Below are 13,827 nucleotides of genomic sequence, written 5' to 3' on the forward strand. Positions count from 1 at the left end.
CACCACTACCAGGGGGTGCGCATGGGCACGACGGCGGAGTTGGCCGACGAACTGCTCGACCTGATGTTCTCGCTGCAGCCGTTGGGCGCGACGATCTACGGCGTCCCGGGGTACGACCACCTGCTCACCGACCACCGGGCCACCACCGACGAGGCGGCCCGGGCGCGGGCCCTGGACATCGCCGAACGGGCGCGCGCCCTGCCCGCGGACGACGACCCGGTGACGCGCGCGGTGATCGTCCAGCAGGCCGGCGCGGTGGTGGACCGGATCGACTCGCTCGGCGTCGAGTACACGATCACCGACTCGTTCTTCGCGCCGGCGGGCGAGCTGCTGTCGATCATGCCGACGGTCGTGCTGTCCGGCCCGGAGGCCGAGCGGGCCTACCTGGACCGGCTGGCCGCGATCCCCGAGTTCCTGCGCCGGGTCGCCGAGCGGCACCTCGCGGGCTCGGCGGCGGGCCGCACGCCGGTGCGCAGGCTGGTCGAGGCCGCCGTGGCGCACCTGGACCGCTACCTGGCCGCCGACGAGGACCCGCTGGCCCGACCGGCGGGCGGCGAGGAGTTCACCGCCGAGCGGGAGCGGCTGCTGGCCGAAGTGGTGCGGCCCGCGTTCGCCTCCTACCGCGACGTCATCGCGGGCATCGAGGGCAGGCCGGACGACCGGGCGGGCCTGGGCGGGCTGCCCGGCGGCGCGGACGCGTACGCGGCGCTGGCCCGCGTCTACACCACCACCGACCGCACGCCCGAGGAGCTGCACCGGACCGGCCTGGACGTGATGGCCGCGCTCACCGAGGAGTACGCCGAGCTGGGCCGGCGGGTGTTCGGCACGTCCGACGTGGCCGAGGTGCTGGAGCGGATGCGCACCGACCCGGCGCTGCGCTGGACCACCGAAGACGAGCTGATCTCGGCCGCCCGCGAGGCCGTGACCAGGGCCGAGCAGGCCGCGCCGAGCTGGTTCGGCCGGTTGCCCGAGGGGCACTGCGAGGTGGAGCCGGTGCCCGCGGCCGACGCGCCGGGCGCGCCGATCGCCTACTACTCGCCGCCGTCGGCGGACGGGCTGCGGCCCGGCACCTACTACGCGAACACGCACCGGGTGCAGGAGCGGTTCCGGTACCAGGCCGAGGCGATCGCGTTCCACGAGGCCGTGCCCGGCCACCACTTCCAGATCACGCTGGCGCAGCAGCTCACCGAGCTGCCGATGCTGCGCCGGGTCGCGCAGGTGACCTCGTACCTGGAGGGCTGGGGGCTCTACACCGAGCGGCTGGCCGACGAGATGGGCCTGTACTCCGACGACGTGGCCCGGCTGGGGATGCTCGCGCTGGACTCGCTGCGCGCCGGGCGGCTGGTGGTGGACACCGGGCTGCACGCGCACGGCTGGAGCCGCGAGCAGGGCGTGGCGTACCTGCGCGAGAACACGCCGATGGCGCTGGTCGAGGTGGAGAACGAGGTCGACCGGTACATCGCCGCGCCGGGCCAGGCGCTGGCGTACATGGTCGGCCGGTTGGAGATCCTGCGGATCCGGTCGGCGGCGCAGGAGGCGCTGGGCGACCGCTTCGACATCCGCGAGTTCCACGACGTGCTGCTGGGTGGCGGGCCGCTGCCGCTCGCGGTGCTGAACGAAGTCGTCTCGGAATGGACCGACCGGGTGACCAGGCGATAACCGGCACGGGCGCGCGCGTCGTGTTCACCCAGCGGATGGGTGAAGTCATTGCGGCGCGCCGAACGTGCCCCCGACGGGATTCGAACCCGTACTGTGACTCTTTTAAGGAGCCTGCCTCTACCGGTTGGGCTACGGGGGCAGCGGGGAGCCTAAGCCGTTACCGAGCGTTCGTGGGGCCGGTTCACAAGAAGTCCCCCGCACGGCTCAATGCGATCCGCTATTGCGCTCATTCGGGTAATGGACCCAAGGCGCTCAGGCCAAGTACAACTTCGTGATAAGCGTCACAGCCGAGTGCTTGTTCGACCAGCTCATCCCGCAATGCTGCGGTGAAGCCGATACCAAAACCCATTGCCGTAGCAACCAGATAAGCCGTTTGGGACAGGTGGCCCACGTCCATTTGCACAACGCGGTAAGCACGTGACGTGTCGTAACGCCACCTGGTCCGTTCGAGGACGCCGGTGTACGCGAGGACCAACGGAGCCTGTCCCACCCACTCCTGGTCACCGGCCGCCGCGGCCATCTCGGCCGGTGTCCACGTCACCCCTATGGGCTCAAGCGCGTGCGCGAGCCCGTTGTAGTGGTACCAGCCGTGCTCCAGCGGCTCGACGCCGCGCACGTGCGCGTACAGCTCCACCGGGTGCCGCCCGCCGCCGGACGGGCTGGTCTTGAACACCGTGCCGGACCGCCCGATCCGCGACCGCACCGGCGAGGGGCCGCCCAGCACGGCCAGCAGCTCGGCGACCTTGGTCAGCGGCAGGGGCCCGGGGCCGAACTCGCGGGTCGTGCGGCGGGACAGCAGCACGTCGAGCAGGCCCGCCCCGGCCCACTTCGAGGAGCCGTCCAGGCGCGGCAGCAGCACGGCGGTGCGGCCGAGGCTGCGGAACGGCGCGGGCGGCGGTTCGGCGACCAGCTTGGCGTCCAGGGCCGCGTCGTGCTCGGCCGACGCCTGGTACGGCGCGTCGGCGAGGGTGCGGCTGGCGAAGTGGAAGTGCCGCGCCGACGTGCCCCAGTCGCGCCAGCCGGCCAGCAGCCTGCGCTCCCGCTCGTGCTCGGGCGAGCCCTCGACGATCAGCACGCCCGCCTCGACCAGCTCGTCCAGCACCCCGCGCAGCGCCACCCGGTCCGGCTCGGCCAGCGGCGCCAGCATCTCGTCCACGTCGGTGAACTCGGTGAACTTGCGGCACAGCAGCTCGGCGGTCTCGCTGATCGCGAACTGGCGGTGGTGCAGGTAGTCGTCCCAGACCACGGCGCCGTCCTGGTAGAACAGCGTCGCGTGCTCAGCGACCTTTGCCCGCACCCAGGAGCTCCTTGAAGCGCGCCGCCACCCACTCGTGCACGGCCTCCGACACCCGCGAGTCCCGCGCCCGGTGCTCGAACCAGCGCCAGTCGCAGTTGACGTTGACCTCCAGGAACACGTGGTCGCCGCCCGTGACCAGCAGGTCGAACGCGGCCACCTGCAACCGCCAGTGCCGGGCCAGCGCGAGCAGCCGGTCGGTCAGCCCGGCGGGCACGTCGACGGGCGTGACCCGGACCGCCTCCGGGTCCACCCACAGCTGCGCCGGGTCGAGCTTGTCCACCTGGAACGCCAGGCACCGCTCGCCGACCACGAACACCCGCAGCTCGGTGTCGGACGGCACGTACTCCTGCACGATCACCGGCGCGGACTCGGGCACGTCACCGGACCGGCTGGTCTCCAGCGGGCGCGGGAACAGGCCGTGCTGCATGCCGGGTCGCGGTTCCAGCAGGTGCCGGCCGGAGGTCTTGACGATGCACCGCCCACCGCCGGGCCGGGTGCGACCGGGCCGGGTGGTGACGGTGGTGCGCGGCACCCGCAGGCCGAACGCGGCCGCGTCGGCGAGCTGCGTGAGCCGGTTGAGGTGGGAGGTGTTGCGGCTGGGGTTCACGTGCGACCAGTCGGACCGGCTGGACAGCCAGTCGGCGACCGCGCCCCACTGGTCGACGGCGTACGCGCCGGCCAGCGTGCCAGGCTCGTGCGGCAGCGCGGAGAGCTCGAAGTGCCTGCGCCACACCAGCAGGGGGCGCAGCAGCCAGCGGTCCAGCTCCAGCAGCGGCTGGTCGGTGTAGACGGTCAGCGGCAGGTCGGCGGAGCGGTCGGCGTCGATGCGGGCCATCCGGATGCCGCGCTCGGCCAGGGCGATGGAGAGCTCGTTCATCTCCATGTCGGCGGCGCGGGCGAGGACCAGCACGCAGGGCACGGGGCTGCCGTCGCCCTCGTCCACCATGCCGAGGCGGTGCACCTGCTCCTGGAAGTCCAGGCACTTGGGCTGCGACCGGAAGAGGTAGTCCTGGCCTTGGAGCAACAGCGGGGGCGGTTTCGCCGGTCTGGCGGCCTCGGGTGGGGGAACGGTCTCGTTCCCCCACCCGGAGACGGTCATGGCTCAGTCGTCTTTCTTGCTGCAAAAACGCTTTTCGGCGGTGGCGTACTCCGCGGAGTACTCCGCCAGCGCACGATCCTCGATCTCACCGCGGCGAAGCTGTGCGGCCAGCTCCTCGAGAGACATCGCGGTCACCTCTCTCCCCACTGATGCATCACACATTCAGGCGATACACCAGCTGTATTCTCGGGTTCACGTTACGCAATGTCAAGGCGACTGGCGGCACGTTAGCCCGTACGGGGGCTCAAGTCGGGATGATGCTCCGGACGGCCCCGCGCCCGCCACCACCGAACGGCGCAGCGGGCGCGGGACCGTTCGCGGTCAGCTCTTGGTGGCCCGGTCGAACTCCGCCTTCGGCTCGTGGATCTGGCCGAGGGCGACGACCTCGCGGCCCGAGAACAGCGCCTGCGTCCAGTCCACGAACACCCGGAACTTGCGGTTGACCGTCGGCATGAACATCACGTGGTAGCTGCGGTGCATGAACCAGGCGACGACGCCCTTGAACCGCAGGCCGAACACGTCGGCCACGCCCTTGTACAGGCCGAGGCCCGCGACCGAGCCCAGGTACTTGTGCTCGTAGTCCTTGGGCTGGCGACCGCGCAGCGTGGCCACGATGTTGCGGGCCAGCAGCTTGGACTGGCGGATGGCGTGCTGCGCGTTGGGCACGCAGGTCGCCGTCGGGTCCTCCTCGGTGCGCGAGAGGTCCGGCACGGCCGAGCAGTCACCCGCGGCCCACACCCCCGGCAGGCCGACGACCTGCATCGCGGCCGTGCAGCGGACCCGGCCGCGCTCGTCCAGCGGCAGGTCGGTGTCGCGCAGCATCGGGTTGGCCTTCATGCCCGCGGTCCAGATGATGGTGTCCGAGTCGAACTCGGTGCCGTCGTCCAGGACGACGTGGCCGCCCTCCATGCTCTTGACGCGGGTGTCGAGGTAGCACTTGATGCCGCGCTTCTCCAGCTGCTCGACGGTGTAGACGCCGAGCCGGGCGCTCACCTCGGGCATGATCCGGCCGGTGGCCTCGACCAGCACCCAGTGCATGTCCGACTGCTTCAGGCCCTCGTAGTAGCGCAGCGCGTAGCGGGCCATGTCCTCCAGCTCCGCCAGCGTCTCGATGCCCGCGAAGCCGCCGCCGATGACGACGAAGCTCAGCAGGCGCTTGCGCAGCTCCGGGTCGTTCGTGCTGGCGGCCTGGTCGAGCCGCGACAGCACGTGGTTGCGCAGGTAGATCGCCTCGCCGATGGTCTTCATGCCGATGCCGACCTCGGGCAGGCCCGGGATGGGCAGCGTGCGCGAGATCGCGCCGAGGGCCGAGACCAGCACGTCGTACTCGTACTCCTCGACGTGGCCGTCGGCGAGCTCGACCGTGACGGCCTTGCGCTCGTGCTCGATCCGGGTGGCGCGACCGGTGACGACGTGGCAGCGCTTGAGGACCTTGCGCAGCGGCACCACGACGTGCCGGGGCTCGATGGAGCCGGCCGCCGCCTCGGGGAGGAACGGCTGGTAGGTCATGTGGGGCTGGGGGTCGATCACCGTGACGGACGCCTCGCCGGAACGCAGCTTCTTCTGCAACCCCAGCGCGGTGTACATGCCGACGTACCCACCGCCGACGATCACGATCCGTGTGGGTTGCGACTTCACAGCAGCCATACACACATGGTCGCACCGGGCGGGCCGTTCCGGCGCATCGAGCGGGCCCGTTGTGACCACAGTCGCCGGGTGATTGCCGACACGCAGCCGCTGACCTGCGCTCGGAGGTGAACGTGCTGAGAGGAACGATCCAGAGGCTCAGCTCGGGCTGAGCCGGCGGGCCCGGTTCCTCAGCCCTTGCGGCGCATCAGCAGGACCACGCCGAGCACCAGGCCGACCGCGCCGACGAGGCCGATCACCTCGACCGGCTCATCCGTTCGGCCGTCCGGCAACAGGAGGACGAGGCCGGCGAGGGCGAACACGCAGAGTTGAACCGCGGCGAACCTCTTCGCCGGCGCCTTTAGCGCGTTCAGGTGAAAGCGGGACCCGACCGGCAGCACCGCCGAATAAGCGGACAAAACGTGCATCAGGTGCAGCAGCACCATCAACGCGAGCACGCTCGGCCACGACGTCCCGCCGTCGGCGACCACCACCGCAGCCGCCGGGTAGCCGATCACCAGCGCGACCGCGGCCGACGCGGGGATCGCCGCCGCGACCACCACCAGCAGCCCGTACAGCGCGATGGCGGGCCAGTCGACCCCGCTGCCGGCCAGCACCGCGGCCACCGCGACCCCCACCACCCCCACCGCCACCCGCAGCACCCACCCCGGCAGCCCGGCGCCCAGCTCCACCCTCACCGCACCCCGCCCCGAACGCAGAACTCGGGGGTCCTGGACGTACGACTCACCGCACCTGGACGTACGACTCGCGCGAGAGTCCTACGTCCAGCTCTCGCGAGTCGAACACCCAGGACCCGCGAGTCGAACCTCCGCGTCCCGCGAGTCGAACGCCCAGGGCCCGCGAGTCGAACGGTCGCGGACCCCGAGTTCGTCGGTGGGGTCGTCGGTGGGGGTGTCATCGGAAGACCCTCCTGCCGGTCCGGGCCTGCCGCAGCGCGCCCGCGATCGGCGCGCCCCACGGCAGCACGGCCACGCCGTGCCGGCGCATCGCCTCCAGCCGCACGTCGTGCTCCAGCCGCAGCACCTTCACCGCGCTCTCCCCCCACGGCGTCTCCGGGTCCGGCACCAGCCGGTCCGGCAGCACGTCCACCGCCAGCACGAGGTTCCCCCGCCGCGCCGCGTGCACGGTCAGCTCCACCACCTCGGCGTCCAGGAACGGCGACAGCACGACCACCAGCGCGCCGTGCGGCACCTGCTCCGCCCGCAGCACGGGCCGCTGACCCCACCCCGCCGACCGCGCGCACACCACCAGCTGGTTGCGCAGCCGCAGCAGCTGCCGCCGCCCCGCACCGGCCCGCGCGCCCAACCGCGGCCGCCCGAGGTCGGCCAACCCCACCCGGTCGCCCTGCCGCAGGTACCCCGCCGCCAACGACGCCGCCGCCCGCACCGCCAGGTCGAGGCTGCCGCCCGGCCGGACCGTCGTGCCGCGCGACGCCGGCGACCACTCGCCGAACGAGAGCCCGAACGCCCCGCCCCGCGTCGCCCGCGCCGGCACCGCCCAGTCGCCGACCTCCGCGCCGACGTCGTACCGCGTGTCGAGCGCCAGCACCACGTCCGCGTCCGCCTCCGCGTGGTGCTCGCGGACGTGCAGGTTCGTGCCCTCCGGCGACCCCGCGCTGCTGCGCAGCGACACCCGCCAGTCGATCCGCCGCAGCCGGTCGCCCGGCTGGAACGCCCGGATGTCGCGCAGCTCGACCGAGTCACCCGGCCGCCGCGCCCGGTGCGCGCCGACCAGCCCGACGGCCCGCGCGGGCAGCAGGCCGGCGGGCAGCGCCTCCACCGGCGGCAGGATCACCCGCCCCCGCTCGGCCGCGGTCACCGGACCGTGCACGAACAACGCGTCCGGCCCGGCGACCAGGTGGTCCGGCCGCAGGTCGACGCCCTCACCCCACGCGTCACGGCGCAGCACGACCTCGATCTCCCGCGCCGACGCGGGCAGCAGGTGCACCGGCCCGATCCCGGCGCCGTGACCCGGCAGCCGGATCGCCACCACCTCCGCGCCGAGCCCGGGGTCGACCGCCACCACCGACTTGGCCGCGCCGACCTCGCCGGTGCGCGGCAGCCCGCGCACCCGGACCTGCGGCGTGCCGACGACCGGTGTGACCAGCGCGAGCAACGTCGAGAGCAGCAGCGGCGCGCCGAGCAGGACCAGCGCCACCTCGTGCAGCAGGCCGCCCAGCACCACCATCCCGACGCCGAGCACCAGGCCGCGCACCAGCGCGTCGGTGGGGTGCCAGTGCGCGCCGCGCCCGCTCGTGAACGCCTCGCGCAACCGCTCCGCCCGGCTCACGACCGGCTGCTCGCCGGACCGGCCACCCTGCCCAGCAGCTCGGTCACCACCTCCACGCCGGTCACGCCGGACGTCCACGTCTCCGGGCGCAGCGTGAGCCGGTGCGCCAACGCGGGCACCGCGCACGCCTTGACGTCCTCCGGCAGCACGAAGTCCCGGCCGTCCAGCACCGCCAGCGCCCGCCCCACCAGCACCAACGCCTGCGCGCCGCGCGGTGACGCGCCGACCTCGACGGCGCTGTGCGACCGGGTCGCCGACGCCAGGTCCACGCAGTACCGCAGCACGTCGTCGTCTACCGACACCTGCTCCACGCCGTGCTGGAGCAGGCGCAGCCGGTCCGCGTCCAGCACCGCCGCCACCTCGGTCTCCTCGCGCTGCCGGACCAGCCTCCGGCGCAGCACCTCGACCTCCTCGGCGGGCGGCGGGTAGCCGATGTCCAGCCGGAGCAGGAACCGGTCCAGCTGCGCCTCCGGCAGCGGGTAGGTGCCCTCGTACTCGACCGGGTTCGCGGTCGCCAGCACGTGGAACGGGCGCGGCAGCGGGAACGTGCGGCCCTCCACCGTGACCTGGCGCTCCTGCATGGCCTCCAGCAGCGCGGACTGCGTCTTCGGCGGGGTGCGGTTGATCTCGTCGGCCAGCAGCAGGCCGGTGAACAGCGGCCCCTCGCGGAAGGTGAAGTCGCGGTCGCCCGGGTTGTACAGGAACGAGCCGGTGACGTCGGCGGGCAGCAGGTCGGGCGTGCACTGCAGGCGCTTGAAGTCCAGCTTCAACGCCTGCGCCAGCGACCGGGCCATCAGCGTCTTGCCCAGCCCCGGCACGTCCTCCAGCAGCACGTGCCCGCCGGCCAGGATCGCCGCCAGCGCCAGCCGCAGCGACCGCTCCCGGCCGACGACGACCGTGCCGACGGCGGACAGCACCGCCTCCGCCTCGGCCGCGATCGTCCCGACGCCCATCCGGTCCCGGTCGAGTGAGGTCACAGGTGCTCCAAGAGTTCGGCGAGCCGCGACGGCCCGGGCATCGGCGCTTTCGGGTCGGTGAGCAGGCGGTGCAGTTCGTCGCCCAGCACCTCGCGGGCCCGCGGGTCCAGCAGGTCGGGCACGCCGTGCAGCTGCCGCAACCGGGCCTCGGCCAGCCGGCGCAGCCGCGGCTGGACCCGGTTGGCGAACCGGTCCTGGTCGACCGCGGCCTCGGCCAGCCGGCCGGCCAGCGTGCCGGCCTGCGCGGACGTGGCGGTGGCGACGTGCGCGGGCTGCGGCGCCCACACCACGTCGGTGGCGCGCGGCAGGCGTGAGACGAGCAGGGCCAGCGCGCCCAGCGGCAACGCCAGCAGCACCGCCCACCCCCACGGCGCGCCGACGCGGACCAGCACGAACGCGCTGATCGCGGCCACGACGGCGGCCAGCGCCGCGGCCCGGGCCATGCTGCCGACCAGCGGGTTCACCGCAGGTCCCGCACGATCTGCGCCAACGCCTCGGTGGCGGCGACCGCGTCGGCCCTGGTCACCTCGGCCGTGCCGAACCTGGCCCGCTGGTAGGCGCGCCGCAGCGCGCCGGTCGCGCCCTCGTCCACCCGGTAGCGGCGCAGCAGGTCGCCGGTGAACTCGGTGGCGGTCTGGTGGCCCAGGCGCGGCGCGCCGCTGTCCTCGGCGGCCCGTTCGAGGGCGAGCCAGGCGGCGATCACGGCGTCGCCCGGCGGGCCGTCCGCCCGGTCGCGCAGCTCGGCCAGGGCCTCGCCGGCGCGGCGGACCAGGACTTCCGGCGGGTTCGCGCGCTCGTCGACCAGGTCCGGCGCGTCGACCGCCGCGCCGACCCCGCGCGGGCGCCGCTGGCGGCGGAACAGGCCGAGCGAGATCAGCAGCCAGAGCACCGCGACCACCGCGATGGCGCTGAAGACGATCACGAAGACCAGGAACGACCCCGCCGCCGTGGAGCCGCCCACCTCGGTGTCCAGGGACCCGGCCGACTCGGTCGTCGTCGGTGTCGGCTCGTCGTCACCCGCGGGCCGCTCCGCGTACCGCACGGGCGACGTGCCGCGGGCCGCGAGCGCGACGAGCACGAGCAGGGACCCCACCGCGAGGACGAGCGCGAGCCGGGGCTTCATGGACCCAGGATGCCCGCCTGCCTGGCGCGGCGCGTGCGGTTTGCGTCAGAACGGCCCGTTCGACAACCCCGCCGCACCGGCCGCCGCGCGCAGCACGTCCTGGAGCATCGGCTGGGTGAGCGTGCCGGTGAACGTGTTCTGCTGGCTCACGTGGTAGCAGCCGAACAGGTGCAGCGGCACGCCGCCGTCCAGCGCGGGCAGCACCACGTGCGCGCCGTGCCCGAACACCGGCCGGGGGCGCGGCACCCGCCAGTGCGAGGCCAGCACCGGCAGCGCCGCCTGCCAGCCGAACCCGCCGAGCACGAGCACCGCCCGCAACGTCGGCCGGAGCAGTTCCAGCTCCCGGACCAGCCACGGCCGGCAGTTGTCGCGCTCCTGCGGCGTCGGCTTGTTCGCCGGCGGCGCGCACTTCACCGGCGCCGTGATCCGGGCCCCGACCAGCTCCAGGCCGTCGCCGACGTGCGACGCCGTCGGCTGGGTCGCCAACCCCACCGCGTGCATCGCCGCGTACAGGAAGTCGCCGGAGCGGTCGCCGGTGAACATCCGGCCGGTGCGGTTCGCGCCGTGCGCGGCGGGCGCCAGGCCGATGATCGCCAGCGCCGCGTCGGCCGGGCCGAACCCGGGCACCGGCCGCCCCCAGTACTCCTGGTCCCGGAACGCCGCCCGCTTGACCCGGGCCACCTCCTCGCGCCACGCCACCAGCCGCGGGCACGCCCGGCAACGGGTAACCCGTTCGTCGAGAGCCGAAAGCGGGAGCACGCGCGGCTACTCCGATCGTAGAGTTCGACCATGACCGACAAGGACAACGGCGACGAGCAGGCCGTCAAGGACGCTGCCGCCGACGGGCAGGACCTCCCCGTCGACGACCTCGTCACCAGCAGGCACAGCATCACCGTAAAGCGGCGCAAGCTGAACTACACCTCGACCACCGGTCGAGTGGTGCTGCGCCAGGAGGTGCTGACCGAGGGCAAGTTCGACGGGCACCTGCCGAAGGCCGAGGTGTTCGTGACGGCGTACACCCTGGACGGGGCCGACCCGGCGAAGCGGCCGGTGACGTTCGCGTTCAACGGCGGGCCCGGCTCGTCCAGCGTGTGGCTGCACCTGGGGCTGCTCGGGCCGCGCCGGGTGGTGTCCGGCGACGTCGACGCCCTCGCGCCGCCCCCGTACGACCTGGTCGACAACCCCGAGACGCTGCTCGCGCACAGCGACCTGGTGTTCATCGACCCGGTGTCGACCGGGTACTCGCGGGCGGTGAAGGGCGAGAAGCCCGGCCAGTACCACGGGTTCCAGGGCGACCTGGAGTCGGTCGGCGAGGTGATCCGGCTGTGGACGTCGCGCAACGGGCGGTGGATGTCGCCGAAGTTCCTGGCGGGCGAGTCGTACGGCACGACGCGCGCGGCCGGGTTGGCGGACTACCTGCAGTCGCGGTACGGCATGTACCTCAACGGGCTGATGCTGATCTCGTCGGTGCTCGACTTCGCCACGCTGGACTTCAGCGAGGGCAACGACCTGCCGCACACGCTGTTCCTGCCGACGTACGCGGCGATCGCGCACTACCACGGGTTGCACGGGACGCGGTCGTTGGAGGACGTGCTGGCCGACGCGGAGGACTTCGCGTCCCGGGACTACCCGTGGGCGCTGGCGCGCGGCAACCGGCTGTCCACTGAGGAGCGCGCGGCGGCGGTGGCGCGGCTGGCCGGGTTGACCGGGCTGGGCGAGGACTACGTGGACCGGGTGAACCTGCGGGTCGAGCACGTGCGGTTCTTCACCGAGGTGCTGCGGTCGGAGCGCAAGGTCGTCGGCCGGTTGGACTCCCGGTTCACCGGGCCGGACGTGGACTACGGGCGGGAGCACTTCAGCGAGGACCCGTCGTACACGGCGATCCTCGGGCCGTACACGGCGGCGTTGAACCACTACGTGCGGGCGGAGTTGGGGTACGAGAACGACTTGCCGTACGAGATCCTGACGATGAACGTGCGGCCCTGGTCGTACAAGGAGTTCGAGGGGACGCACGTGACGGTGGCGGACAAGCTGTCGTCGGCGATGCGCGCCAACCCGCACCTGCGGGTGCACATCGCGTACGGGTACTTGGACGGGGCGACGCCTTACTACGCGGCGGAGCACGTGGTGGCGCACCTGCGGATTCCGGAGGAACTGCACGAGAACATCGAGGCGGCGTACTACCCGGCCGGACACATGATGTACGTCCACAACGAATCACGGGTGCAGCAGTCGAAGGACCTGGCCGAGTTCGTGCAGTCCGCTTCGAACCGCTAGGGGACGGTGGCCGGCCACCCGGGTGGCCGGCCACCGCGAACGTCGTCACCACTTGTCGGAGGTGACGATCGCCTTCAGCTGGTCGGGGGTCAGCGGCGGCTGGGGCGCGTGGAACGCACCGCCCGGCGAGTTGGTCGCGGCGCCCATGGGGTCCTCCTGGTTGCCGACGTGCAGCAGGACCACCGTCCCGTCGGGCCGCTTGAGGCACGCCATGTGCGACAGCGCGCCGGGAGCGGGCCGCGCGGTCCCGGTCGCCAGCCGGGAGCCGTCGGGCAGCGTGCTGACGACGCAGTCCTGCACGCGGGAGAGGTCGCACCACTCGCCGGGCTCGGACTCGGTGGGGTAGATCGTCAGGGCGAAGCTCCCGGTGACGCCCGCGGAGGTCAGGGTCCCGCTGATGAGCGCGTTGCCGGGGGCGGTCGGGTCGTCCAGCCGCGTCACGACCGTTCCCGGCCCCGGTTGCGCGGACGGGGAAGCCCCCGGCACGGTGAGCTTCTGGGTCGCCTCGAACGTCGCGGTGTCGCCGAGCACCACCCGGAACCGGGCGATCAGGTCGTCCGGCGAGGTGGGGACCGGGCCGCGCGTCGTGGTCGCGGACGACGAGGTGGTGGTCAGCGGGTCGGCGGCGCGCGTGCCGGAGTCGCCCGGCGCCAGCCACACCGCACCCGCGACCAGGCCCGCCACCGCCGCGGCGGTGGCCAGGACGGCCGCCGGCCGCACGGCCCGACGCGGCAGCACGACCGGGGCCGCAGCCGGGGTCGCGGCGTCGGCGCGCCGCTCCAGCTCGGCGAAGGCGTCGTGGAGGGTGCGCAGGTCGCTCATGAGGTCTCCTGGAAGTGGGGGGCGCTGGCGGTGAGGTCGACGCGCAGGGTGTTGAGGGCCCGGTGGATCTGGCTGCGCACGGTCGGTTCCCGGCACCCCAGCTGCGTGGCGATCTCCCCGTCGGACAGTCCCGCGTAGTAGCGCAGGACCACGGCCGCGCGCTGCTTCCTGGGCAGGCCCGCGAGGCGGCGGACCATCGCGTCCCGCTCGGCCCGCTCGTCCGCGCCGTCGGAGATCACCTTCGGCTCGACCTCGGCGCGCGGGGACGTGCGGGTCAGCCTCCTGCGCCAGGACAGGTACTCGTTGACGATCATCCGCCGCACGTAGGCGTTCGGCTCGGCCATCCCCGAGATCCGCTCCCAGCGCTCGAACGCCCGGCCCAGCACGTCGCTGACCAGGTCCTCGGCCAGCCACGTCCGGCAGGTCAGGACCGTGGCGAACCGCATCAGCGCGGGACGCTGCCTTGCCACGTACTCAGCGAACTCCATCGGCCACTCCCGATCGTCGACCCGGCCTCGATTCCGCACCCCTAATGCGGGAGGGGCCCCTTTCGTTGCATTCGGTCTCTCGACAGCTGCCGAGAGCCGTCGACCCGTGCCGGTAGGGCCGCTGATCCCTATACTTGCTGGCCGGCACG

14 protein-coding genes and 1 tRNA gene are annotated in these 13,827 nt (G+C 73.1%); 2 read left to right on the forward strand and 13 right to left on the reverse strand.

The features are described 5' to 3' along the window. Window positions 1–21: 21 nt before the first annotated feature. Entirely contained in the window at window positions 22–1,659 is a 1,638-nt protein-coding gene (locus AB0F89_RS03405; RefSeq protein ID WP_367132441.1) for a DUF885 family protein, read from the forward strand. A 65-nt stretch (window positions 1,660–1,724) separates the two neighbouring features. On the opposite strand, the gene AB0F89_RS03410 is transcribed toward AB0F89_RS03405, so the two are convergent. The 11 genes from AB0F89_RS03410 to AB0F89_RS03460 all read right to left on the reverse strand — a co-directional run bounded on the left by AB0F89_RS03410 (window position 1,725) and on the right by AB0F89_RS03460 (window position 10,850). Further along, a tRNA-Leu gene (locus AB0F89_RS03410) sits at window positions 1,725–1,798 on the reverse strand. An 87-nt stretch (window positions 1,799–1,885) separates the two neighbouring features. Then, window positions 1,886–2,956 carry a SagB family peptide dehydrogenase gene (locus AB0F89_RS03415; RefSeq protein ID WP_367132443.1) on the reverse strand — a complete coding sequence of 357 codons (1,071 nt, stop codon included), beginning with the start codon at window positions 2,954–2,956 and terminating at the stop codon, window positions 1,886–1,888. Beyond that, the gene (locus AB0F89_RS03420; RefSeq protein ID WP_367132445.1) at window positions 2,937–4,055 is read right to left on the reverse strand and encodes a RimK family alpha-L-glutamate ligase; all 1,119 of its coding nucleotides are present in this window, start codon (window positions 4,053–4,055) and stop codon (window positions 2,937–2,939) included. The genes AB0F89_RS03415 and AB0F89_RS03420 overlap by 20 nt, the downstream gene beginning before the upstream one ends. Before the next feature lie 3 nt (window positions 4,056–4,058). Beyond that, window positions 4,059–4,181, reverse strand: coding sequence for a hypothetical protein (locus AB0F89_RS03425; protein ID WP_267935188.1), 123 nt, complete (start codon window positions 4,179–4,181; stop codon window positions 4,059–4,061). Between the two features lie 195 nt (window positions 4,182–4,376). Then, a complete protein-coding gene (locus AB0F89_RS03430; protein ID WP_367132447.1) occupies window positions 4,377–5,702 on the reverse strand; it encodes an NAD(P)/FAD-dependent oxidoreductase in 1,326 nt (441 codons plus the stop codon). 170 nt (window positions 5,703–5,872) lie between these two features. Further along, the gene (locus AB0F89_RS03435) at window positions 5,873–6,379 is read right to left on the reverse strand and encodes a hypothetical protein (RefSeq protein WP_367132449.1); all 507 of its coding nucleotides are present in this window, start codon (window positions 6,377–6,379) and stop codon (window positions 5,873–5,875) included. A gap of 217 nt (window positions 6,380–6,596) precedes the next feature. Continuing rightward, window positions 6,597–7,991, reverse strand: coding sequence for a DUF58 domain-containing protein (locus tag AB0F89_RS03440; protein ID WP_367132451.1), 1,395 nt, complete (start codon window positions 7,989–7,991; stop codon window positions 6,597–6,599). After that, window positions 7,988–8,968, reverse strand: a complete 981-nt coding sequence (locus AB0F89_RS03445) for an AAA family ATPase (RefSeq protein WP_367132453.1) — start codon at window positions 8,966–8,968, stop codon at window positions 7,988–7,990. Before AB0F89_RS03445 ends, AB0F89_RS03440 begins: the two co-directional genes overlap by 4 nt. Continuing rightward, window positions 8,965–9,432, reverse strand: a complete 468-nt coding sequence (locus tag AB0F89_RS03450) for a hypothetical protein (protein WP_367132455.1) — start codon at window positions 9,430–9,432, stop codon at window positions 8,965–8,967. The genes AB0F89_RS03445 and AB0F89_RS03450 overlap by 4 nt, the downstream gene beginning before the upstream one ends. Beyond that, complete coding sequence (locus AB0F89_RS03455; protein WP_367132457.1) at window positions 9,429–10,091, reverse strand: DUF4129 domain-containing protein; 663 nt, start codon at window positions 10,089–10,091, stop codon at window positions 9,429–9,431. The genes AB0F89_RS03450 and AB0F89_RS03455 overlap by 4 nt, the downstream gene beginning before the upstream one ends. Window positions 10,092–10,136: 45 nt before the next feature. After that, a complete protein-coding gene (locus AB0F89_RS03460; protein WP_367132459.1) occupies window positions 10,137–10,850 on the reverse strand; it encodes a uracil-DNA glycosylase in 714 nt (237 codons plus the stop codon). A gap of 30 nt (window positions 10,851–10,880) precedes the next feature. Between AB0F89_RS03460 and AB0F89_RS03465 the strand changes: the two genes are divergently transcribed. Continuing rightward, window positions 10,881–12,368, forward strand: coding sequence for a S10 family peptidase (locus AB0F89_RS03465; RefSeq protein ID WP_367132461.1), 1,488 nt, complete (start codon window positions 10,881–10,883; stop codon window positions 12,366–12,368). A 45-nt stretch (window positions 12,369–12,413) separates the two neighbouring features. On the opposite strand, the gene AB0F89_RS03470 is transcribed toward AB0F89_RS03465, so the two are convergent. Together AB0F89_RS03470 and AB0F89_RS03475 are read right to left on the reverse strand one after the other, a co-directional pair. Further along, window positions 12,414–13,190 (reverse strand): hypothetical protein, encoded by a 777-nt coding sequence (locus AB0F89_RS03470; RefSeq protein WP_367132463.1) that lies wholly within the window; start codon window positions 13,188–13,190, stop codon window positions 12,414–12,416. Continuing rightward, window positions 13,187–13,678: a SigE family RNA polymerase sigma factor gene (locus AB0F89_RS03475; RefSeq protein WP_367132465.1), complete on the reverse strand. Its 492-nt coding sequence runs from the start codon at window positions 13,676–13,678 to the stop codon at window positions 13,187–13,189. The genes AB0F89_RS03470 and AB0F89_RS03475 overlap by 4 nt, the downstream gene beginning before the upstream one ends. Window positions 13,679–13,827: the final 149 nt, after the last annotated feature.

Origin of the sequence: Saccharothrix sp. HUAS TT1 (genome assembly GCF_040744945.1) — a bacterium.
Lineage (GTDB): Bacteria > Actinomycetota > Actinomycetes > Mycobacteriales > Pseudonocardiaceae > Actinosynnema.

Coding starts and splice junctions, on each gene's coding strand:
- AB0F89_RS03455 (WP_367132457.1), bottom strand. CDS start 10,091: ATGAAGCCCCGGCTCGCGCTCGTCCTCGCGGTGGGGTCCCTGCTCGTG.
- AB0F89_RS03405 (WP_367132441.1), top strand. CDS start 22: ATGGGCACGACGGCGGAGTTGGCCGACGAACTGCTCGACCTGATGTTC.
- AB0F89_RS03425 (WP_267935188.1), bottom strand. CDS start 4,181: ATGTCTCTCGAGGAGCTGGCCGCACAGCTTCGCCGCGGTGAGATCGAG.
- AB0F89_RS03420 (WP_367132445.1), bottom strand. CDS start 4,055: ATGACCGTCTCCGGGTGGGGGAACGAGACCGTTCCCCCACCCGAGGCC.
- AB0F89_RS03470 (WP_367132463.1), bottom strand. CDS start 13,190: ATGAGCGACCTGCGCACCCTCCACGACGCCTTCGCCGAGCTGGAGCGG.
- AB0F89_RS03430 (WP_367132447.1), bottom strand. CDS start 5,702: ATGGCTGCTGTGAAGTCGCAACCCACACGGATCGTGATCGTCGGCGGT.
- AB0F89_RS03475 (WP_367132465.1), bottom strand. CDS start 13,678: ATGGAGTTCGCTGAGTACGTGGCAAGGCAGCGTCCCGCGCTGATGCGG.
- AB0F89_RS03465 (WP_367132461.1), top strand. CDS start 10,881: ATGACCGACAAGGACAACGGCGACGAGCAGGCCGTCAAGGACGCTGCC.